Origin of the sequence: Microbacterium sp. NPDC056234 (genome assembly GCF_042267585.1) — a bacterium.
Lineage (GTDB): Bacteria > Actinomycetota > Actinomycetes > Actinomycetales > Microbacteriaceae > Microbacterium.
The window spans coordinates 763,963-782,683 of the sequence record NZ_JBHJTE010000001.1 but is presented as its reverse complement, the minus strand read 5'-3'; the positions used below and the strand labels follow the sequence as shown (position 1 = coordinate 782,683).

Annotated in this window: 17 protein-coding genes; 9 read left to right on the top strand and 8 right to left on the bottom strand. The window is 68.2% G+C overall.

The window, feature by feature from the left end; all coding sequences use genetic code 11:
• Positions 1 to 75: 75 nt before the first annotated feature.
• Entirely contained in the window at positions 76 to 4,125 is a 4,050-nt protein-coding gene (locus ACFCYE_RS03880; RefSeq protein ID WP_376176440.1) for an Ig-like domain-containing protein, read from the bottom strand.
• A 121-nt stretch (positions 4,126 to 4,246) separates the two neighbouring features.
• Here ACFCYE_RS03880 and ACFCYE_RS03875 point away from each other — a divergent pair, with 121 nt between their 5' ends.
• Positions 4,247 to 5,314 carry an AAA family ATPase gene (locus ACFCYE_RS03875; RefSeq protein WP_376176438.1) on the top strand — a complete coding sequence of 356 codons (1,068 nt, stop codon included), beginning with the start codon at positions 4,247 to 4,249 and terminating at the stop codon, positions 5,312 to 5,314.
• Between the two features lie 6 nt (positions 5,315 to 5,320).
• Here ACFCYE_RS03875 and ACFCYE_RS03870 read toward each other — a convergent pair whose 3' ends face one another.
• From ACFCYE_RS03870 to ACFCYE_RS03860, 3 genes are read right to left on the bottom strand one after another with little or no spacing between them, the layout of a single operon-like run.
• Positions 5,321 to 5,740 (bottom strand): RbsD/FucU family protein, encoded by a 420-nt coding sequence (locus tag ACFCYE_RS03870; protein WP_376176437.1) that lies wholly within the window; start codon positions 5,738 to 5,740, stop codon positions 5,321 to 5,323.
• Positions 5,733 to 6,701, bottom strand: a complete 969-nt coding sequence (locus tag ACFCYE_RS03865) for an aldo/keto reductase (RefSeq protein ID WP_376176435.1) — start codon at positions 6,699 to 6,701, stop codon at positions 5,733 to 5,735. The genes ACFCYE_RS03870 and ACFCYE_RS03865 overlap by 8 nt, the downstream gene beginning before the upstream one ends.
• A complete protein-coding gene (locus ACFCYE_RS03860) occupies positions 6,688 to 7,977 on the bottom strand; it encodes an L-fuconate dehydratase (protein ID WP_376176433.1) in 1,290 nt (429 codons plus the stop codon). The genes ACFCYE_RS03865 and ACFCYE_RS03860 overlap by 14 nt, the downstream gene beginning before the upstream one ends.
• Before the next feature lie 125 nt (positions 7,978 to 8,102).
• On the opposite strand from ACFCYE_RS03860, the gene ACFCYE_RS03855 reads away from it, so the two are divergent.
• Both ACFCYE_RS03855 and ACFCYE_RS03850 read left to right on the top strand, forming a co-directional pair.
• Positions 8,103 to 8,963 carry a fumarylacetoacetate hydrolase family protein gene (locus ACFCYE_RS03855; RefSeq protein WP_376176431.1) on the top strand — a complete coding sequence of 287 codons (861 nt, stop codon included), beginning with the start codon at positions 8,103 to 8,105 and terminating at the stop codon, positions 8,961 to 8,963.
• Positions 8,960 to 9,706 (top strand): SDR family NAD(P)-dependent oxidoreductase, encoded by a 747-nt coding sequence (locus tag ACFCYE_RS03850; protein WP_376176430.1) that lies wholly within the window; start codon positions 8,960 to 8,962, stop codon positions 9,704 to 9,706. The genes ACFCYE_RS03855 and ACFCYE_RS03850 overlap by 4 nt, the downstream gene beginning before the upstream one ends.
• A gap of 7 nt (positions 9,707 to 9,713) precedes the next feature.
• Here ACFCYE_RS03850 and ACFCYE_RS03845 read toward each other — a convergent pair whose 3' ends face one another.
• Positions 9,714 to 10,580: an amidohydrolase family protein gene (locus tag ACFCYE_RS03845; protein WP_376176429.1), complete on the bottom strand. Its 867-nt coding sequence runs from the start codon at positions 10,578 to 10,580 to the stop codon at positions 9,714 to 9,716.
• A gap of 47 nt (positions 10,581 to 10,627) precedes the next feature.
• Between ACFCYE_RS03845 and ACFCYE_RS03840 the strand changes: the two genes are divergently transcribed.
• The 4 genes from ACFCYE_RS03840 to ACFCYE_RS03825 are packed head-to-tail and all read left to right on the top strand — an operon-like array spanning position 10,628 to position 13,912.
• On the top strand, positions 10,628 to 11,323 hold the full coding sequence (locus ACFCYE_RS03840) for a FadR/GntR family transcriptional regulator (protein WP_376176427.1): 696 nt from the start codon (positions 10,628 to 10,630) through the stop codon (positions 11,321 to 11,323).
• Complete coding sequence (locus ACFCYE_RS03835) at positions 11,323 to 12,273, top strand: ribokinase (protein WP_376176425.1); 951 nt, start codon at positions 11,323 to 11,325, stop codon at positions 12,271 to 12,273. The genes ACFCYE_RS03840 and ACFCYE_RS03835 overlap by 1 nt, the downstream gene beginning before the upstream one ends.
• A gap of 51 nt (positions 12,274 to 12,324) precedes the next feature.
• Entirely contained in the window at positions 12,325 to 13,386 is a 1,062-nt protein-coding gene (locus tag ACFCYE_RS03830) for a PLP-dependent cysteine synthase family protein (RefSeq protein WP_376176424.1), read from the top strand.
• Between the two features lie 16 nt (positions 13,387 to 13,402).
• Positions 13,403 to 13,912 carry a glycine cleavage system protein R gene (locus ACFCYE_RS03825; protein ID WP_376176422.1) on the top strand — a complete coding sequence of 170 codons (510 nt, stop codon included), beginning with the start codon at positions 13,403 to 13,405 and terminating at the stop codon, positions 13,910 to 13,912.
• Positions 13,913 to 13,920: 8 nt separating this feature from the next.
• On the opposite strand, the gene ACFCYE_RS03820 is transcribed toward ACFCYE_RS03825, so the two are convergent.
• Positions 13,921 to 14,520, bottom strand: a complete 600-nt coding sequence (locus ACFCYE_RS03820; protein ID WP_376176420.1) for a TetR/AcrR family transcriptional regulator — start codon at positions 14,518 to 14,520, stop codon at positions 13,921 to 13,923.
• A gap of 66 nt (positions 14,521 to 14,586) precedes the next feature.
• Between ACFCYE_RS03820 and ACFCYE_RS03815 the strand changes: the two genes are divergently transcribed.
• The gene (locus ACFCYE_RS03815) at positions 14,587 to 15,429 is read left to right on the top strand and encodes an SDR family oxidoreductase (RefSeq protein ID WP_376176419.1); all 843 of its coding nucleotides are present in this window, start codon (positions 14,587 to 14,589) and stop codon (positions 15,427 to 15,429) included.
• Between the two features lie 132 nt (positions 15,430 to 15,561).
• Here the strand turns inward: ACFCYE_RS03815 and ACFCYE_RS03810 are convergent, their stop codons facing one another.
• Positions 15,562 to 16,575: an aldo/keto reductase family protein gene (locus tag ACFCYE_RS03810; RefSeq protein WP_376176417.1), complete on the bottom strand. Its 1,014-nt coding sequence runs from the start codon at positions 16,573 to 16,575 to the stop codon at positions 15,562 to 15,564.
• 54 nt (positions 16,576 to 16,629) lie between these two features.
• Positions 16,630 to 17,319, bottom strand: coding sequence for a FadR/GntR family transcriptional regulator (locus ACFCYE_RS03805; RefSeq protein ID WP_376176415.1), 690 nt, complete (start codon positions 17,317 to 17,319; stop codon positions 16,630 to 16,632).
• Positions 17,320 to 17,481: 162 nt separating this feature from the next.
• Here ACFCYE_RS03805 and ACFCYE_RS03800 point away from each other — a divergent pair, with 162 nt between their 5' ends.
• Positions 17,482 to 18,717: an aminotransferase class V-fold PLP-dependent enzyme gene (locus ACFCYE_RS03800; protein ID WP_376176413.1), complete on the top strand. Its 1,236-nt coding sequence runs from the start codon at positions 17,482 to 17,484 to the stop codon at positions 18,715 to 18,717.
• Positions 18,718 to 18,721 lie beyond the last annotated feature (4 nt).

Here is an 18,721-nt window from a genome sequence, read left to right as displayed (position 1 = left end):
TTTTTTTTCATTTGTACACTTGCTTTTGCGGGGCGCTCGCCGCGTCGCGCCCCCCCCCCCCCCCCCGCCACCGGCTCACTTCTGCTTCTTCTTGATGGACACCGTCAGTTCCACCGCGCTCCCCTCGTACGCGATGGACAGCTTCTGGTGCGGACGCACCTTTCCACTGTCGAAGCCGGTCACCATCTCCGGGGTGACGTCGACCCGTGATGTCGTCCCGTCGCTCCAGGTGACCTCCAAGGTCATCCCGGTCACATCGAGCTCCTCCCCGACGACGTACTTGACCTTCGGCGCGGCATCGGCGGCCCACGCCACCCCCGTCACGGTCGCAGGCGGCGCGACTCTCGTCAGCGTGATGCTGTTCTGCCTGGCGTAGTGGTAGACGTTGAAGAACCCATCCGTGCCGATGCGCAGGTTCTCTCTGGCATCCAGTCGGTTCCACACCGTCTTGCCGTCCACCTGGAGGACGACGCGGGTCCCGGTCTCCTCCGCGACGGCGCCGAAGGCGACGCGGTGCGTCGTTCCCGGCTCGATCACGGCGTTCGGGATGACGTCGAGCATGGTCTGCCCAGGGCTCCAGCTCTGGAACTCGATCGTGTCCTCCTTGATGACCACGAGGTAGCCGGTGTTGGAGTTCTGCCAGGCGGGGATGCCCGTCTGGTCGGAACGCACCTGGAAGCCGTACCACCCGCCGTCGAACGCACCGAAGGCCGCATCGAACTCGAGAAGCCCGTCTCCGAACCGCTCGGTCTCGTAGCCGTGCACGCCCTCGGCATTGACCCGGATGGTCCCCTGATCGAAGTCGAGCTTGTCCGACTGCGTCCAGTTCGCGGCATCCGCCAGCTGGTCGCCGAGCGCGACCTTCGGATGCTCGGCATCCGCGACCGTGACCACCGTGGTCGCCGAGATCGACGGGTCCGCGACCGACGTGGCCGTGACCGTCGCCTCGCCCGCGGCGAGCGCGGACACGGTGCCGTCGGCGACCGACACCACGGCCGGGTCGCTGCTGGACCAGGTGACCCGCACGTCGCTGGCGTCCTGCGGAGACACCGTCGCGATCACCGGACGGCGCTCCCCGGTCTGCAGGGCGAGCTCGGCCGCGTCGAGGGAGATGCCGTCCACCGGGACCGCCGAGATCGAGAAGCCGATGTCGTCGTAGTCCAGGTGCGCGAAGCCCTCGGTGTAGAACCCGACCTTCCCCGCCGCTCCCGGTGCGGGGTCGGTGCCTTCGAGCACGACCTCGCCGTTCACGACGATGCGGATCACGCCGTCCTGCACGGCGATGCGGACATGGCTGGTGGCCCCGGCCGGCAGCGCCTTCGCCGGATCCAGCACGACCTCGCCAACGGTCTGCCAGGCGTTGTCGAAGATCGTCCAGGTGGGACCCGCCGCGGCGTTGCGATAGCGGATGTAGCCGCCGCCGGCGCTGTTGCGGTTGTAGACGATCATGACGGCATTCGCGGGGATCGTCGCCGGCGTCGTGACGTCGAAGTCCAGCACGAAGCTCGTGAAGTCCCTCGGGAGCTGCGAGTTCGCGCCGTTCACGATCCGGTAGACGTGATCGCCGCCGTCGCCGGTGACGATGCTGCGGTTCGGGTCCGTCGGCCAGCCGTTCGAGCCGTCTTCGAAGTCGGTGAAGTGCAGCACGCCGTCACCCTCGCCGACGGTCACCTCGATCGTGTCCGAGATTCCGGCATCGGATGCCGCGGCCACCGTCACGGTCGTCGAACCGGGTGCCATGCCGACCAGCGTGCCGTCGTCGACCGTCACGATGGACTCATCGGCCGACGAGTAGACGAGACCGGCGTCGTCCGCGTTCCACGGCAGAGGCGTCGCCCGCACGAGCAGTTCCTTGCCGACGTCGAGCGTGACGGCATCCGCATCGAATGCGACCGCCTCGAGCGGCACCGATTCGGGCGACTGCGTCTGGCCGATGTGGCCCTTCGTACCGATCTCGTCGAAGCCGATGTCCTCGAATCCGGGGATCTGTGCGAACACCGCCGCGTCCTCGGTCAGTCGGTAGTCGCCGTTCGCCGCATCGACGAATCCTGGATCACCATCGCTCACCCAGTTGCCGTCGTAGTTCAGCAGCTCCTTGACGTCTCTCGCCCCCTGCGTGTTGACCTGGGACTGGCGCGGCACGGTCGGGTTCCACACGACGTTCCTGGCGAACGTGCTGTGGTCGGGGAAGTAGTGGTTGTCCTCGAAGAAGTGGCCGAGCTCGGGGTACTTCTCGAGATACGGCGTGCCGACGAAGTCGTTGTTCTCGGCGAACACCTTCTCCCATTCCGGCATGTAGGAGCGATCGACGACATTGCCCTCCTGATCGCCCATCCACAGCTCGTAGTTGTCGTACGGGACGTTCGCGTCGACGAAGATGTTGTTCGTGGCCTCGATGTAGTCGGCCGATCCGCTCTTGATCGCGCTGTTTCCCATGTTCACGAAGATGTTCTTCTCGATCGTGAGGTCCCACGTGAAGTTGTCCGCGTAGATCCCTTCGACGCCGGCCATGCCGGCGCCGATGTCGTGGAAGTAGTTCTGCCGGAACACGTGGCCGCGTTGCTGCGGCGTCATTCCCGCATTCATGTAGATGGCCCCGAGATCGTGGAACGTCTTGCAGACGTCGTAGACCTCGTTCTGCTCGAACAGGTGATCGTTTCCGTGCACGATGATGCCGGGGTGCGGGGCGTCGTGGATCTCGTTGCCGCGGGCCACGTTGCCGACGCCGTCGAACATCACGCCGGGGTTGTAGGCCTTGTGGTAGTACGCGAAGTCGTGGATCTCGGAGTTCTGCACGCTGTTGTTGCCCGGCGTCAGCGTGGTCTTGTCACCACCCTGCAGCACGACGCCGACGCCGCCGATGTGGCTGAGCTCGCTGTCGAGCACCGCGTGGTCCTTGCCACCGCGGTTCACCGGGATGCCGTCGTAGGTGTAGCGGCCCGGCGAGTTGATGAGCACGCCGCCGTCGGTGAAGTTGCGGATGTCGCTGTGCTGGATCGTCACGTTCGAGCCGCCGAGGATGACAGCGGCCGTGGCGCGCCCGTACTCGAGAACGAGGTCGTCGAAGGTGATGTGCGAGGCGCCGTCGGCGCGGATCATCGGCTCGTCGAGCGTGGTCACCACCGGTTCGCCTCGACCGGCGAGGAACGCGGCGTTCGGCACGAGGTACAGCTTGCCCGCGGCCCGGTCGATGTAATACTCCCCCGGAGCATCGAGCTCTTCGAGGAGGTTCTGCGCGAAGTGGAAGTCGGGGAACCAGCTCTTCATGATCCCGGACATCTCGCCGTAGCGCAGGGTGATGGTCTTGGCCTCGGTGTCGATGGCCTCGATCTTGTTGTACGACCATTCCCAGCTGTAGCCGAAGATGCCGTCCAGCCAGACGTCCTCCGCCTGGGTCCAGTGCTGCGGACGGTCGTAGGTGTACGTGAACGTGCCGCCACGGTCCTGCAGATCGGCATCGGCGCGCGTGGGTCCAGGGTCGATGATGTCACCCATCTGGACGGTGTCCTTGGCCGCACCGGCATTGGGCCAGCGAGCGAGCGTCATGCCCTGGCCGTCGATGTAGAACTCCATCGGCGGGGTGCTGCTGACGTCGTTGGCCTTCCAGTAGCCGTGGCGGCTGAGCTGACCGTAGTCGTCGATGCCGAGCGCGGCCAGGTCGATCTCCCGAATGTCGTCCCTGGCGGACTCTTCGATCACGCGGTCCAGGACTGCCTGATCCTCGGTCAGGCGGAAGTCCTCGTACGAGAGGGTCTGGCCGCCTGTGAGGGTCGCCACCTCGCCGGGATACGACCGGTAGACGATGGGGGCGTCCGCCGTTCCCGAGTCCTCGGCGCCGAGTGCGAACGATGCGGAACGCTGGTAGCTGCCTTCGCGCAGGTAGACGGTCGCGCCGTCCGCCGACAGAGTGCCGGCCTCCTTGCGCTCGCGAAGGAGGTCTCGGGCCGCCTCGAGCGTCGCGAGCGGCGCGTCGAGGGAGCCAGCTGCCGCATCGTCGCCTCCCGGGGCGACGTAGATCACGTCTCCCGGTGGTTCGTCGACAGCGGATGCGGGGTCGGGGTGGAGGACGGGCAGTGCCGTCGCCACCAGGGCGGTCAGGATCAATGTCGTCGCAGCTCGCTTCATCGCGGTCTCCAGACTCTGGGGCGCCGTGCATCCGTGCACGGCAGGGGTGGATGCGCCAACCGTAGCGTAATCGATAATCGACTGACAAGTATCGATTGATTCCTCGGGCTACGCTGAGCCGATGCTTCCCCTCCTCTGGCTGGCCGGCCCATCCGGCGTCGGAAAATCCACCGTCGGCTGGATGCTGCAGCAGCGCCTGGCACTCCGCGGCCTGTCGGCGGCGTTCCTCGATGCCGACCAGCTCCGCAACACCAGCGGCGTCGACGCCGGCGAGGATGACTTCATCGCCGACGGCCTCCTCGCCCTCGAGCCGCGGTTCCGCACCGCCGGAGCCGAACTGCTGATCATCGCCGGCCTCATGGACGACGAGTCCCACCTCGCACGCCTGCTGCCCGGTGTCGCCCGTGAGGACGTGCGCGTGATCCACCTCCACGCGGCCGACGACGCACTCGTCGACCGCGTCGGGCAGCGCGGCTGGAACGTGGAACTCGCTCCCGAATCCGTGGCGTACGCGCACCGGTTCGATGCGACCTGGGTCGACCTCTCCGTCGACACGACCGAGTCGTCGGCCGAGCTGGTCGCGCAGTTGCTCGTCGGGACGGCGGAAGCGCTCATCGGCTCGCCCCGTCCGACCCGTCCGCTCCCGCCCGAATCGGATGCCGCGGTCTCCGTCACCCTCGTCACCGGTCCCGGCGGAGTCGGTGTCTCGACGGTCGGGTTCCTGGCGTTCCTCAAGTCCGCCTGGGCAGGAGAACGCATCGGGTACATCGACAGTCATCAGCTCGGCTTCCTCGGCCGTGATCCGCACGCGCAGGCGTCGCTGCGCGCCGAGAACACCGGTGCCCTCGCTCTCGTCATGGCCGCCAGGGGGATAGAGCACCTCATCGCGACCGGCGACGCCGTCACTGTCGGAGAGCTCGGGCGGACGCTTCCGACCGCGCGGGTGTTCTGGCTCGACGCCGCGCCTGATGCGATCGCCGCGCGGATCCGCGCGAGAGCAGCGGGTGGCGGTCCGCCGCTCGCGGGGGACCAGCGGCTCGGGCTCGGCGAGGAGGAGATCGCGGCGTCGATCGCCGCGTCCGTTCGGGAAGCCGCCGACCTCGGCATCCGACCGGCGGGGAGCGTCGTCATCGAGACCGACGGGCGCTCCGCTGAAGAGGTCGCCGATCAGGTCCTCACCGCACCGTAGCCACCGTCAGCCGGAGGGGTGCCCGACGACCCCCTTGCGCAGCAGCGCGTTGCCGTACTTCCGCGTCTCGCCGGTGCGGATCATGAGATACGCGCCTTTCGCGACGTCGTAATAGGCGAAGCGCTCGACGAAGCGCGTCGTCGTCTCGACGACGCCTGCGGCCGCCATCAGCTCCCGCTGGACATCGAGCACCGCGGCATCCGCGGACTCCATGAGATCCAGGCCCGGCGCGTCGTCCAGCGGCAGCACGGTGCGGATCGCCGCGACGACCTCCGGCGTCGTGGTGCCGGGCAGATCCACCACTCGCGCACCGATCGCCCACGCCGGAAAATGCGCATCGCCGACGACGACGGAGTCGGAGTGGCCCATCCGGTCCAGGTGCAGCAGCAGCTCGCCGGTGAGCAGCGGGTGGATTCCCTCAAGCATCCTGACCTCCTGGGATCAGTCTCTCGTCCGCCAGCTCCGCCCACAGGTCGATGGGGATGCCGAGGGCGGCGTACTCGGCATTCTGGCGCAGCTGGTCCGGACGGCTGCCGCCGACGACGACCGAGCGCACGGCGGCAGCCCGCAGCGGGAACTGGATCGCCGCCGCGGGGAGTGGAACGTCGTGGGCGCGGCAGACGTCGGCGATCCGCACCAGACGCTCCCACAGCTCGTCCGGCAGCGTGCCGTACTCGTAGCGTCCGTCGCGCCGCGGCTCGCTCTGCGCCAGCAGACCTGAGTTAAACACGGATGCCGCGACGATCCCCGTGCCGGTCTCGTCGCAGGCCGGAAGCACATCGACGGCGGCAGGCTGCTCGAGCAGCGTGTAGCGCCCGGCGACCATGATCGTGTCGAGGTCGGCCTCGCGGACGGCACGCGTGAGCGCCTCCGCGACCATCGAACCGATGCCGATCTCGCTCACCTCGTGCTGGGCGCGCAGACGCTCGAGTGCGGGGAAGGCGCTGTCGACCGCGAGGTCGAGGTCGTGCCGCTCCGGGTCGTGCAGGTACACGACATCGATCCGTTCGATGCCCAGCCGATCCCGCGACTCGTCGAGGCTCGTGCGGATCCCGGCATCCGAGAAGTCCCATACCCGCGTGAGGTCGTCCCGCACGTGGAAGTCGTGCGCGGTATCGAGACCGCCGGTGTGCTCGGGGTTGGGCCGCAGGATCCGCCCGACCTTGGTGGACAGCACGAATTCGTCGCGCGGTTTGGTCTGCAGGAATGCTCCCAGCCGACGCTCGGAGAGTCCGAGCCCGTAGTGCGGCGCCGTGTCGAAATAGCGGATGCCGCTCTCCCAGGCTGCGTCGAGGACCTCCCAGGCCTCCTCGTCCGTGAGCGCACGGAAGAGGTTGCCGACGTTCGCGGCGCCGTACCCGAGCGCCGGGAGCTCACGCGAGGGCATGCGCACCCGTCCAGGTGTACGCGGCGATGCTCTCGGCCTTCATCTCCATGCCGGCGCCCGGCGCGGTCGGCGCCATGTACGAGCCGCCGCGGATGTCGGTCGGCACGACGAAGTGCTCGTGCAGGTGATCGACGAACTCGATCAGGCGCCCCTCGCGCGTGCCGGTCACGGCGACGAAATCGAACATCGACAGGTGCTGCACGGCTTCGCACAACCCGACCCCGCCGGCATGAGGACAGACCGGGATGCCGAACTTCGCGGCGAGCAGCAGATTGGCGATGTTCTCATTGACACCGGCGACGCGTACGGCGTCGATCTGCATGACGCTGATCGCGTCCGCCTGCAGCAGCTGCTTGAAGATCACCCGATTCTGCGCGTGCTCGCCGGTGGCGACTCTGATCGGGGCGATCCCTCGAGCGATCTCGGCGTGACCGAGGACGTCGTCCGGGCTCGTCGGCTCCTCGACCCAGGCCGGGTGGAACTCGGCGAGTGCGTTCACCCACTCGATCGCCTCCGACACCTCCCAGCGCTGATTCGCATCGATCGCGATCGGGAAATCGGGTCCGACGACCTCGCGAGCCTTGCGGAAGCGGCGGATGTCGTCCTCGAGATCGGCCCCGACCTTGAGCTTGATCTGCGTGAACCCGTCGGCCATGGCCTCGCGCGCGAGGCGTTCGAGCTTCTCGTCCGAGTAGCCGAGCCAGCCGGGACTGGTCGTGTACCCGGGGTAGCCGGTGTCGATCAGCTCCTGCTCGCGCTCCGCGCGCCCGGGGACAGCGGCCCGGAGGATCTCGAGCGCATCCTCCGGCGTCAGGGCGTTCGTCAGGTAGCGGAAGTCGACCAGGTCGACGATCTGCTCGGGGGTCATCCGTGCGAGCAGCTGCCAGAGCGGGAGCCCGGCGCGCTTGGCCTTGATGTCCCACAGCGCGTTGATCACCGCGCCGATCGCCATGTGCATGACGCCCTTCTCCGGGCCGAGCCAGCGCAGCTGCGAGTCGCCGATGATGTCTCGGAACGTGGTGCCCATGTCGTCCAGCAGCGGTTCGGCCTCGCGTCCGATGAGGTGCCCGGCGAGCGCATCGATGGCGGCGACCTGCACGTCGTTTCCCCGGCCGATCGTGAAGACGAAGGCATGGCCGGCATCCCCGGCATCCGTGCGGATGACGACGTACGCCGCCGAGTAGTCGGGGTCGGGATTCATGGCGTCCGAGCCATCGAGGCTCAACGACGTCGGAAAGCGGACGTCGGTGGTCTCGAGTGCGACGATGCGGCTCACTGTTTCCTCTTCCTTGCGCAGCACTGTTCGATCTACGCGGATCTCTTGGAGTGTAAACATCCGATGTCTATACTGTCAATGACATCGGCCGCAGGACGGCCCCTCCCCGACGAAGCAGGAGAATCATGAAGTTCGCGCGGCTTGGCGCCCCTGGATCCGAGATCCCCGTCCTCGTTGACGGCGATCGCCACCTCGACCTACGACCGGTGACATCCGATGTGGACGGGGACTTCCTGTCCAGCGACTTCCGCGCACGGGTCTCCTCGGCTCTGGATGCCGGTGAGCTGACCGAGCTCGCCGGAGCAGCCGAGCTGCGCATCGGCGCCCCCATCGCCCGCCCGAGCGCGGTGGTCTGCATCGGCCAGAACTACGCGGCTCACGCCCGCGAGTCCGGGGCCGAGCCGCCCACGATCCCGATCATGTTCCTGAAGACGCCGAACACCGTGGTCGGTCCGAACGACACCGTGACGATCCCGCGTGGCAGTGAGAAGACGGACTGGGAGGTCGAGCTCGGCATCGTCATCGGCGAGCGCGCCGCGTACCTCGATTCCCCCGAGCAGGCCGACGCGCACATCGCCGGCTACGTGGTCGCCAACGACGTCTCCGAGCGGGCGTTCCAGATGGAGGTCTCGGGCGGACAGTGGTCGAAGGGCAAGATCGCATTCGGCTTCAACCCCACCGGCCCCTGGCTGGTCACGCCCGATGAGGTGGACGTCGATGAGCTGCGCCTGCGCAGCTGGGTCAACGGGGAGCCTCGTCAGGATTCGAACACGAACGACATGATCTTCGACGTGCGCACGATCGTGCACCATCTGTCGCAGTACGTCACCCTCGAACCGGGTGACCTGATCCTCACCGGGACGCCGCAGGGCGTGGCGTTCGGCGGAAAGTTCCCTTACCTGACGGCGGGCGACGTCGTCGAGATCGAGATCGAAGGCCTCGGCCGCCAGCGCCAGGAGTTCGTCGCGTGGAAGGCCGCGGAATGAGCGGACGGCTCGAAGGACTGGTCGCGATCGTCACGGGCGGCGCCTCCGGCATCGGCGCTGCGATCGCCGAACGGCTGCACGCCGATGGCGCCGAGATCGCCGTGCTGGATCTGAACACATCCGGCGCATCGTTCGCCGCGTTCGCCGCCGACGTCTCGGATCGTGCATCGGTCGACACGGCCGTCGCCGCGGTCGCCGAGCGCTTCGGACGGATCGACATCGTCGTGAACAACGCCGGCGTCGGCGCGGTCGGCGACGTCGCGGCCAACGACGACGACGAGTGGGCCCGCGTGCTCTCGATCAATGTCACCGGGATCGCGCGCGTCACCTCGGCGGCGCTCCCGTGGCTGCGGCGTTCCCCCGCGGCCGCGGTGTGCAACACGGCCTCCATCGCCTCCACGATCGGGCTTCCGCAGCGCGCACTGTATTCAGCCGCCAAGGGAGCGGTGTCCGCGCTCACCAGGGCGATGGCCGCCGATCACCTGCGCGAAGGCATCCGCGTGAACGCCGTCAACCCCGGTACGGCGGACACCCCCTGGGTCGGACGACTGCTCGAGCAGTCCGACGACCCGGTCGCCGAGCGCGCCGCACTGGAAGCGCGTCAACCGCATGGCCGGCTCGTGTCGCCGCAGGAGGTCGCCGCGGCGGTCGCCTACCTCGTCGGTCCGGATGCCGGATCCACCACCGGAACCTTCATCGAAGTCGACGGAGGGATGGCGCAGCTGCGCCTGCGCACGCAGTAGCGAGGCGTCACCCCACCCCGTAGAACCGCGCGGCGTTGCGCCAGAGCACGGCGTCCACGTCGAGGTCGCGCGCTTCGGCCCACTGGGCGACGGCGTCCGTCCAGTTCCGGATCGCCTCGGCATCCGGGCCGCCGTTCGCCATCGCGGATACCGGCCAGTCGCTGCCGATCATGATGCGCTCCGGCCCGAATGCGTTCGCGACGACGTCCAGGAACGGTTCGACCTGCGCGCTGTTCCACGAGCCGCCAGCCTCGGCGGGCAGCCCCGAGAGTTTGCAGGACACCTGAGGATGCCCCGCGAGGTCGGAGACCGCATCGGCCCACTCGGCATCGGGGAGGAGCGGATCGGATGCCGTCCCCACGGCCGGTTTGCCGAGATGGTCGAGCACGATGCGCAGTTCGGGTTCCGCCTCGGCCAGCGCGATCACGTCGCGCAGCTGCGCGGCACCGCGGATGCAGGCATCGAACGTGAGGCCGTGGCGGACGAGCTCCCGCGCCCCGGCGCGGAAGGCCTCGGTGCCGGCGAAGCCGACCGGCTCCCCCTGCAGCAGGTGTCGCACGCCGACGACGAGCGGCCGCGACGAGAGCACGTCGAGGTAGCGTCTGGTCTCCTCGCCGCGGTCAAGCCGCGCACCGGCGACGATACCGCGCACTCCCACGAGGTCGGCCACGGAGGCGATCCAGGCGACCTCGTCCAGGTACTGCTCGTCGACGCACGCGGCCTGGACGAACACGGCTGCATGCTCGACGGCATCCGCACCGCGCGCGGCGAGGAACTCCTCAGGACCGAACCGGGCTCGCAACGGACCTTCGAGCCAGGGGTAGTCGAGACGGGACGGATCCCACAGGTGCAGATGGGAGTCGAGGGCGCGCATGCATCCATCCTGCCGCAGACATCCGATCACTGTGCAAGGATGACCGCATGGCAGTGACGGACGAGGCGATCGCGAAGATCAAGGCGATGATCGTGTCGGGCGAACTCGCCCCCGGCGACCGCCTCCCCCCCGAGAAGGAGCTCGCCGAGCGCCTCGGCCTGTCTCGCAACTCGATGCGCGAAGCCGTCAAGGCCCTCGAGGTCATCCGCGTGCTCGACGTGCGGCGCGGCGACGGCACGTACGTGACGAGCCTCGAGCCCCACCTGCTGCTCGAGGCGATCTCGTTCGTCGTGGACATGCACGACGACGATTCCATGCTCGAGATCTTCGCGGTCCGGCGGATGCTGGAATCCCAGGCCACCGGACTCGCCGCGACTCTCGGCGACGACGATCACGTGCAGGCGCTGCACGACGAGCTCGACGGCATCCGTGCGGATGTCTCGATCGACGATCTCGTCGCGCACGACATCCGTTTCCACCGGGATATCGTCCGGATGGCGGGCAACGCCTATCTCGCCAGCCTCATCGAGCATCTCAGCAGCCAGACGGTGCGTGCGCGGGTGTGGCGCGGGCTCACCGAGCAGGGTGCGGTCGAACGCACCCTCTCCGAGCATCGGGCCATCGCCGATGCCATCGCGCAGCGCGACCCGAATCTCGCCACCTCTCTCGCCACCGCGCACATCGCCGGCGTCGAGCGCTGGCTGCGCCAGGCGGCGGCCTCGACCACCACAGGGGCGCGATGATGACCGCTGCACCCCGCGGGGACCGCTCCGGCGTCGTCATCATCGGCAGCGTCAGCGCCGACCTGACGACCTTCTCGCAACGGCTGCCTGCCGGGGGCGAGACGATCCTCGGCGACCGGTTCACGCTCTTCCTCGGCGGCAAGGGCGCCAATCAGGCCGTCGCTGCGGGGCTCGCGGGCGCCACGACGAGCTTCGTCGGCTGCGTCGGCGACGACCTGTTCCACGAGCTCGTGGTCGACAGCCTCAGCGCAGCAGGGGTGGACCTGACGCATCTGCGCACGGTGCCCGGCCCCACCGGGATCGCGCACATCCGCGTAGACGCCTCTGCGCAGAACGACATCGTCGTGGTGCAGCTGGCGAACGCCCGGTTGAGCGTCGAGCAGATCGACGCCGCCCTCGATGCCCTCGCCCCGACGACCGGGATCCTTCTCACACAGCTGGAGACGCCGTCGGCGCTCACAGCGCACATCACGTCCCGTGGACGCGAGCTGGGCTTCACGGTGATCCTCGACCCGGCGCCCGCGACGGCTCTCCCCGCCGAAGTCTGGGCCGACGTCGACATCGTGACGCCGAACGAGACCGAGGCATCAGTCATCAGCGGAATCGAGGTCACGGACGCTGCATCCGCCGAACGAGCCGGCCGATGGTTCCTCGAGCAGGGTGTCGGCGCAGCCGTCGTCACGCTCGCCGCACAGGGATCGAGCGTCGTCACCACCGACGGCGCATCGTTCGTCCCTCCGATGCGCGTCGAGGCCGTCGACACGACCGCGGCCGGTGACGCATACGCGGGGTACCTGGGGGCCGCTCTCGCCGACGGCGCATCCCTCGCCGATGCGGTGCGCCTGGCCACCGCGGCCGGAGCCCTCACGGTCACCAAGCCGGGCGCCTCGCCCAGCCTTCCGCGCCGCGCGGATGTCGACGCGTTCCTGGCAGCGCGGACGCCATCCTGACGCGGAGTTCGCCGTGCACGGTCAGGGCATGACCCGGTTACGCTCGAAGTCATGACCTCCTGGACCAGCACCGCGATCACCCTGCTGGATGCCGATGCGAACCGCAGCGCCGACACGCACCTGCACGTGTTCCCGCTTCCCGTCGAGTGGGGCATCGATCTGTACCTCAAAGACGAATCGGTGCATCCGACCGGGTCGCTCAAGCACCGGCTGGCCCGTTCGCTGATCCTGTACGGTCTCGTCAACGGCCGCATCCATGAAGGAACGACGCTGGTCGAGGCATCCAGCGGTTCGACAGCCGTGTCGGAGGCGTACTTCGCGCGGATGCTCGGGCTCGACTTCGTCACGGTCGTGCCCCGGTCCACGAGCCCGGAGAAGATCGAGCTCATCGAGTTCTACGGCGGGCGCTGCCACTACGTCGATCGCGCACCGGACATGTACCCGGAGGCCGAGCGCCTCGCCGCCGAGTGCGGTGGGCACTATCTCGATCAGTTCAGCTACGCCGAACGGGCGACGGACTGGCGCGGCAACAACAACATCGCCGAGAGCGTGTTCAGTCAGATGGAGCGCGAGCGGCATCCGATCCCGTCCTGGATCGTCGTCGGCGCGGGCACCGGCGGGACGAGCGCGACCTTCGGCCGATACGTCCGCTACCGGCGGCACCACACCAAGGTGGCCGTCGTCGACCCCGAGGGCTCGGCGTTCTACGGCGGGTGGAGCACCGGCGCGTCCGACTACACGACAGGGACGCCGAGTCGCATCGAGGGCATCGGCCGCCCCAGAGTGGAGCCGTCGTTCATCCCGGGCGTCATCGACGAGATGCTGCAGATCCCTGACGCCGCGTCCGTCGCCGCGATCCGGCTTCTGCAGGAGCGGACGATGCATTGGGCCGGCGGATCGACCGGGACCAATCTCGTCGGCGCGTTCCAGCTGATCGCGCGGATGCGCGCGGCCGGCGAGACCGGCAGCGTCGTCACCCTGATCTGCGACGGCGGGGCGCGCTATGCCGGCACCTACTACGACGACGAATGGGTCGCCGCACGGGGTTGGGACCTCGCGCCGCATCGGGCTCGGATGGATCGCTTCCTTTCGACGGGTGTCTGGACCGACTGAGGGCTACGCTTCTGGCATGACAACGCTCATCCTCACCGTCGTCGGTTCGGATCGTCCTGGCCTCGTCGCCGCCGTCGCCGACATCGTCGACGAGCACGGCGGCAACTGGGAGAACAGTCAGCTGGCGGAGCTCGCCGGCGCGTTCGCCGGCGTGATCCAGGTATCGGTCCCCGACGACAGCCGCGCCGATCTGACGGCGGCGCTGCGCGAGCTCGACGGCCTGCTGACGGTCACGGTGCACGCCGGTTCGGATGCCGCAGACGACGCGCAGGCCCGACCGATCACGGTGCAGATTCTCGGCAACGACCGGCCGGGTATCGTCCGGGAGGTCTCCGCCGTCCTGCGCACGCACGAGCTCAGCATCGAGAGCATGACGACCGAGACGCGGGATGCCGCGATGGCCGGAGGACGCCTGTTCGAGGCCTCCGTGGTGGCCGAGGTACCGGCATCCGCCGACCTGGACGCGTTGCGCGCGGACCTCGAGAGGCTGACGACCGAACTCCAGGTCGACATCGCGCTGACCTGACGCGGGAGTCAGACCTGCTGGAATCCGCGCAACGCGGCGTCCAGGGCGTGAATCATCGCGTTCCTTCGGGCCGGCGCGCTGTCGCCGTTGCGCCCGCCGATGAGGCCGGCGGCCTCGACCGCGCCGACGGCCGCACCGACCATCGGCGCGACGGCGGCGAGCGGGGCGCCTGTGATCTCGGCGATGCGACGGGCGAGCTCACTCGCCAACGTCATCAATCTCGCCGCAAGCGACCGTGGAATGCTTCCCCCGGACGCGACGACCGCGCGCAGCCCCGCGTGGCGCGAGAGGTCGTCTTCCCCGGTTGCGGCAGCGATGAGTGCGAGAAGCGCTGCCCGCACGCGGACGACCGGATCCGCGGAGTCGGTGTCGGTGGCGACCTGCACGGCCAGGGCGGCGAAATCCTCGACGTGCGCGAAGAGCAGATCTTCCTTGGCGGGGAAGTGCACGTAGAAGGTGCGCTCCGATACTTCCGCGCGCTGAACGATTTGCGTGACCGTCGTCGCGGCGTAGCCCTGTTCGGCGAACAGCTGGGCCGCGTTGCGCACAAGCGCGTCACGTGTGCGCTTCCGGCGCGCGTCGTGTCCGTTGCTCTGGGGGCCCGTCATACGAGAAAGCGTAACCTGCCATAAGAAAAGTTTGCAGATCTGCAAACTTTCTCGGACCATAGGAACATGAACTCCGACCAGCGCGTGTACGTCGTCACCGGCGCGGACTCCGGCCTGGGCCGGGCGACGGCTCTCCGGCTGGCCGAGGAAGGCAGCGTCATCACCTGCGGGCTGGGCGATGACATCGATGTGCGCGCCGACCTCGGGTCCGCTGAGGGCCGGCGCGCCTTCGTCGAGCGGGTGAGCACACTGAGCGGAGGCAGGCTCGACGGCGTCGTCGCGTGCGCCGGCTCCGGCGCCGCTCGCGAGACGACGGTGTCGCTGAACTTCTTCGGCGCGGTCGCGACACTGGAAGGACTGCGCGACCTGCTTGCGGCCTCGGACGCACCCGCCGCAGTGGCCGTCTCATCCTCCTCGACGTTGAACCGCGGCAGCACCGCGCTGGTGCATGCGTGCATGAGCGGTGACGAGGACAAGGCGAGATCGGCCGCACGTTTCCTCACCCGCACGCGACGCGGAAGTCAGATCTACCGCTCCAGCAAGATCGCACTCAACCAATGGGTCCGGGAGGCCGCGGTGTCGCCTCGATGGACGCACAGCGGCATCGTGCTGAACGCCGTCGCTCCCGGCATCATCGCGACCGACGTCGTCCTGGACACCTGGGATCGCGACCGCGCCGTGCTCGAGACCGCGCTCCCGCAGCCTCTCGGTGCACCGGGGCCGGTCGACTCTGTCGCCGAGCTTCTGGCAGGCACCGTATCGGCTGGCAACCGATTCATGACCGGTCAGGTCATCTACGCAGACGGCGGCACGGACGCCCTCATGCGGGGCTCGCGTCCGCAACGAGTATTCCTGCGCTACCGCAGTCGGGACGTCATCGCGATGTGGCGTGCGTCGCGACAGCCCTGAACTCCTCATCGCGCCCCACCACGGCATCCGGAGCATCACGACATCCGCCAAGACCTCTCCGTATCGACGAAACCCCGCCGCATCCACATGGACACGACGGGGTTTCGCAGTGCGAGAGGTCTCGCGAGGGCCTCAGACCAGGCGGGTCTTGGGCGAGACGCCGTAGGTGTCCTCGGCATCCGAGAACACGACATCGCCCAGCGCGGCGTCGATCGCCGCGAGGGTGTCGGCGTCCAGCGTCACGCCGGAGGCCTTGACCGTGTCGGCGAGTTGCTCCGGACGGGATGCCCCGACCAGCGCGGCCGCGACGTTCTTGTTCTGCAGCACCCACGCGATCGCCAGCTGCGGCATGGTGAGACCCGCCTGCTCGGCGATCGGCTTCAGGCGCTGGACGGCCGAGAGGGTCTCGTCGTTCATGAAGCGCTTGATGAAGCCGGCGCCGCTCTTCTCGTCGGTCGCGCGGGAGCCCTCCGGCACCGGCTGACCAGGCAGGTACTTGCCGCTCAGCACACCCTGCGCCATCGGCGACCAGACGATCTGCGAGATGCCCAGCTCTTCGGATGCCGGGACGACCTTGCCCTCGATCACGCGGTGCAGCATCGAGTACTGCGGCTGGTTCGAGATGAGCTGGATGCCGAGCTGCTTGGCGAGTGCGTGGCCGTCTCGCAGCTGCTCCGCCGTCCATTCGGAGACGCCGATGTACAGCGCCTTGCCCTGACGCACGACGTCGGCGAACGCCTGGAAGGTCTCCTCCAGCGGCGTCTCGTAGTCGTAGCGGTGCGCCTGATAGAGGTCGACGTAATCCGTGCCGAGGCGCTCCAGCGAGCCGTTGATCGACTCGAAGATGTGCTTGCGGCTCAGCCCGGTGTCGTTCGGCCCCTTGGGACCGGTGGGGAAGTAGACCTTGGTGAAGATCTCGAGGCCTGCGCGGCGCTGACCCTGCAGCGCCTTGCCCAGCACGACCTCGGCTTCGGTGTTGGCGTAGGTGTCCGCCGTGTCGAACGTGGTGATTCCGGCATCCAGAGCGGCGTGCACCGTCTTGACCGCTGCGTCGTCGCCGACCTGCGATGCGTGCGTCACCCAGTTGCCGTACGTGATCTCCGAGACCTTGAGACCACTGTTGCCCAGAAAACGATATTTGACCATGTCTCAACGCTAGAGCCTTCGGCGGGCGAGAGGGTCAGGATGACGAGGTGAACATCAGGTTTCGCCGGATGAACGACTGAACCTGCGCAGCCAGAACTCGGTCTGCGCGACGTGTGCGGCAGCAGCGGCACCTGCTGCGACCGGGTCCTTCGCGGCAATGCCCCGGAGGATCGCCCTGTGCCCGGCATCCGAGTGGAACTTGAGTTCGGCCGCATCGACCGGATCCTCGATGCGGAACTCCCGCGAGCGCGACCGCAGCACTTCGACCAGGCTCGTGAGCGCCGCGTTGCCCGCCATCGCCGCGACCGCCATATGGAACTCGTGGTCGAGCCGAGAGTGCTCGTCGAAGTCCTCCGTCTGCTCGATGCGATCGAGAAGACCGTCGAGTTCGGCCACGATCGCGTCGTCGGATCGTGCCGCCGCGAGCGAGGTCGCATGCGACTCCAGAGCGCGGCGCAGTTCGATGAGTTCGAGGACGCCGTCCATCGGCAGGAGTCCCACCGTCAAGGACAGCACGGTGATGAGATCGGCGGCGCGCAGGTCGCCGACGTAGCTGCCGGAGCCATGGCGGGTATCGATCACTCCGAGGGCCGCAAGCATGCGGATCGCCTCGCGCAACGACCCTCGGGAGACACCGAGCTGTTCGCACAGCTCCCCCTCACTGGGCAGACGATCACCCGGTCGCAGGGTGCCGTCCGCGATCAGAGCGCGAAGCCCGTGCAGCGCGGTGTCCAGTGCTCCCATGCGCTTGCTCTCCTCATCACGCGGGCTGTGCCGAGTCTGTCGGCCAGTTCCGCATTTCTCAAGTTGTATAACGACTTTGCCAAATCTACGCCTAAGGGGTGCCTTTGTCTCGATTATCTGGCACAGTTGTGCAACAAGTTCTCCCTACCCGAGCGAGGCCCCATGTATGACTCGATGCCGTCCGTCGCGCCGCTGACGCTGGCATCCGGCGTGCGCGCCCGCGACGCCTGGCCGCTCGACCCCGAGATCATCCACCTCAACCACGGTTCGTTCGGTGCAGTGCCGACCGAGGTCGTGCAGCTGCAGAACGCCCTTCGCGAGCAGGCCGATCTCAGCCCGGTCGGATGGTTCCCGCGCATCGCCGAACGCGTCGCGCAGGCGAGAGCCGAAGTAGCTCCCTTCCTCGGCGTCGACGCGGACGACGCGGCCTTCGTCCCCAACGCGTCCGCCGCGGCCACCGTCGTCTACAACAGCCTCCATCTCGAAGCCGGTGACGAGATCCTCGTGACCGACCACGGGTACGGAGCCGTCACGATGGGGGCTGCTCGGCTGGCGAGGAGGTTCGGTGCCGTGGTTCGCGCCGTGCACCTCCCGCTGCTCGCCGAAGAGGACGAGGTCGTCGAGTCGTTCCGCGCCGCGTTCGGATCGCGCACCCGGCTGATCGTCGTGGATCAGGTCACGTCTCCCACCGCACGGCGCCTGCCCACCCGCCGCATCACCGAGCTCGCACGTGAACGAGGCATCCGCGTCCTGGTGGACGGCGCCCACGCCCCTGGGCTCATCGCCGACGCAGCACTGCACGGCGGCGGCGACTGGTGGTTCGGCAACATGCACAAGTGGCCGTGTGCACCGCGAGGCTCTGCCCTGCTCGTCACGACGGATGCCGATCGGCAGGAACTGTGGCCCCTGATCGATTCCTGGGGCGCGCCTGAGCCATTCCCCGGTCGCTTCGACACCCAGGGCACGATCGATGCGACCACCTACCTCAGCACACCGGCGGCGATCGCCTTCATCGAACGCGAGTACGGCTGGTCGAGGACCCGCGCAGCCATGTCCGTCCTGGCCGATGAGGGTGCCGCACGGATCGCGGCGGCGATGCAGCCCTACGTCTCGGAAGACGCCAGAGTGCTCCTGCCGATGCCCGTCGATTCGATGCGGCTCATCCGTCTCCCGGACGGACTCGGCAAGACGCGGGAGGAGGCGGACGCCCTGCGCATGGCGCTGTTCGATCTCGCGGGCGTCGAGACGGCGTTCACGAGCTTCGAGGGACACGGATACTTCCGCCTCTCCGTGCACCTGTACACCGAGAGCTCCGATTTCGATGCGTTCATCGAACGCTGCGTCCCCGAGATCCTGCGCCGCGCCAGTGTCACGACCGCGGCATCCCGGACCCCCTGAAACA

Excerpts from the sequence above, each read along its gene's own strand:
- ACFCYE_RS03880 (WP_376176440.1), bottom strand. The coding sequence starts at position 4,125 with ATGAAGCGAGCTGCGACGACATTGATCCTGACCGCCCTGGTGGCGACG.
- ACFCYE_RS03875 (WP_376176438.1), top strand. The coding sequence starts at position 4,247 with ATGCTTCCCCTCCTCTGGCTGGCCGGCCCATCCGGCGTCGGAAAATCC.
- ACFCYE_RS03870 (WP_376176437.1), bottom strand. The coding sequence starts at position 5,740 with ATGCTTGAGGGAATCCACCCGCTGCTCACCGGCGAGCTGCTGCTGCAC.
- ACFCYE_RS03865 (WP_376176435.1), bottom strand. The coding sequence starts at position 6,701 with ATGCCCTCGCGTGAGCTCCCGGCGCTCGGGTACGGCGCCGCGAACGTC.
- ACFCYE_RS03855 (WP_376176431.1), top strand. The coding sequence starts at position 8,103 with ATGAAGTTCGCGCGGCTTGGCGCCCCTGGATCCGAGATCCCCGTCCTC.
- ACFCYE_RS03850 (WP_376176430.1), top strand. The coding sequence starts at position 8,960 with ATGAGCGGACGGCTCGAAGGACTGGTCGCGATCGTCACGGGCGGCGCC.
- ACFCYE_RS03845 (WP_376176429.1), bottom strand. The coding sequence starts at position 10,580 with ATGCGCGCCCTCGACTCCCATCTGCACCTGTGGGATCCGTCCCGTCTC.
- ACFCYE_RS03840 (WP_376176427.1), top strand. The coding sequence starts at position 10,628 with ATGGCAGTGACGGACGAGGCGATCGCGAAGATCAAGGCGATGATCGTG.
- ACFCYE_RS03835 (WP_376176425.1), top strand. The coding sequence starts at position 11,323 with ATGACCGCTGCACCCCGCGGGGACCGCTCCGGCGTCGTCATCATCGGC.
- ACFCYE_RS03830 (WP_376176424.1), top strand. The coding sequence starts at position 12,325 with ATGACCTCCTGGACCAGCACCGCGATCACCCTGCTGGATGCCGATGCG.
- ACFCYE_RS03825 (WP_376176422.1), top strand. The coding sequence starts at position 13,403 with ATGACAACGCTCATCCTCACCGTCGTCGGTTCGGATCGTCCTGGCCTC.
- ACFCYE_RS03820 (WP_376176420.1), bottom strand. The coding sequence starts at position 14,520 with ATGACGGGCCCCCAGAGCAACGGACACGACGCGCGCCGGAAGCGCACA.
- ACFCYE_RS03815 (WP_376176419.1), top strand. The coding sequence starts at position 14,587 with ATGAACTCCGACCAGCGCGTGTACGTCGTCACCGGCGCGGACTCCGGC.
- ACFCYE_RS03810 (WP_376176417.1), bottom strand. The coding sequence starts at position 16,575 with ATGGTCAAATATCGTTTTCTGGGCAACAGTGGTCTCAAGGTCTCGGAG.
- ACFCYE_RS03805 (WP_376176415.1), bottom strand. The coding sequence starts at position 17,319 with ATGGGAGCACTGGACACCGCGCTGCACGGGCTTCGCGCTCTGATCGCG.
- ACFCYE_RS03800 (WP_376176413.1), top strand. The coding sequence starts at position 17,482 with ATGTATGACTCGATGCCGTCCGTCGCGCCGCTGACGCTGGCATCCGGC.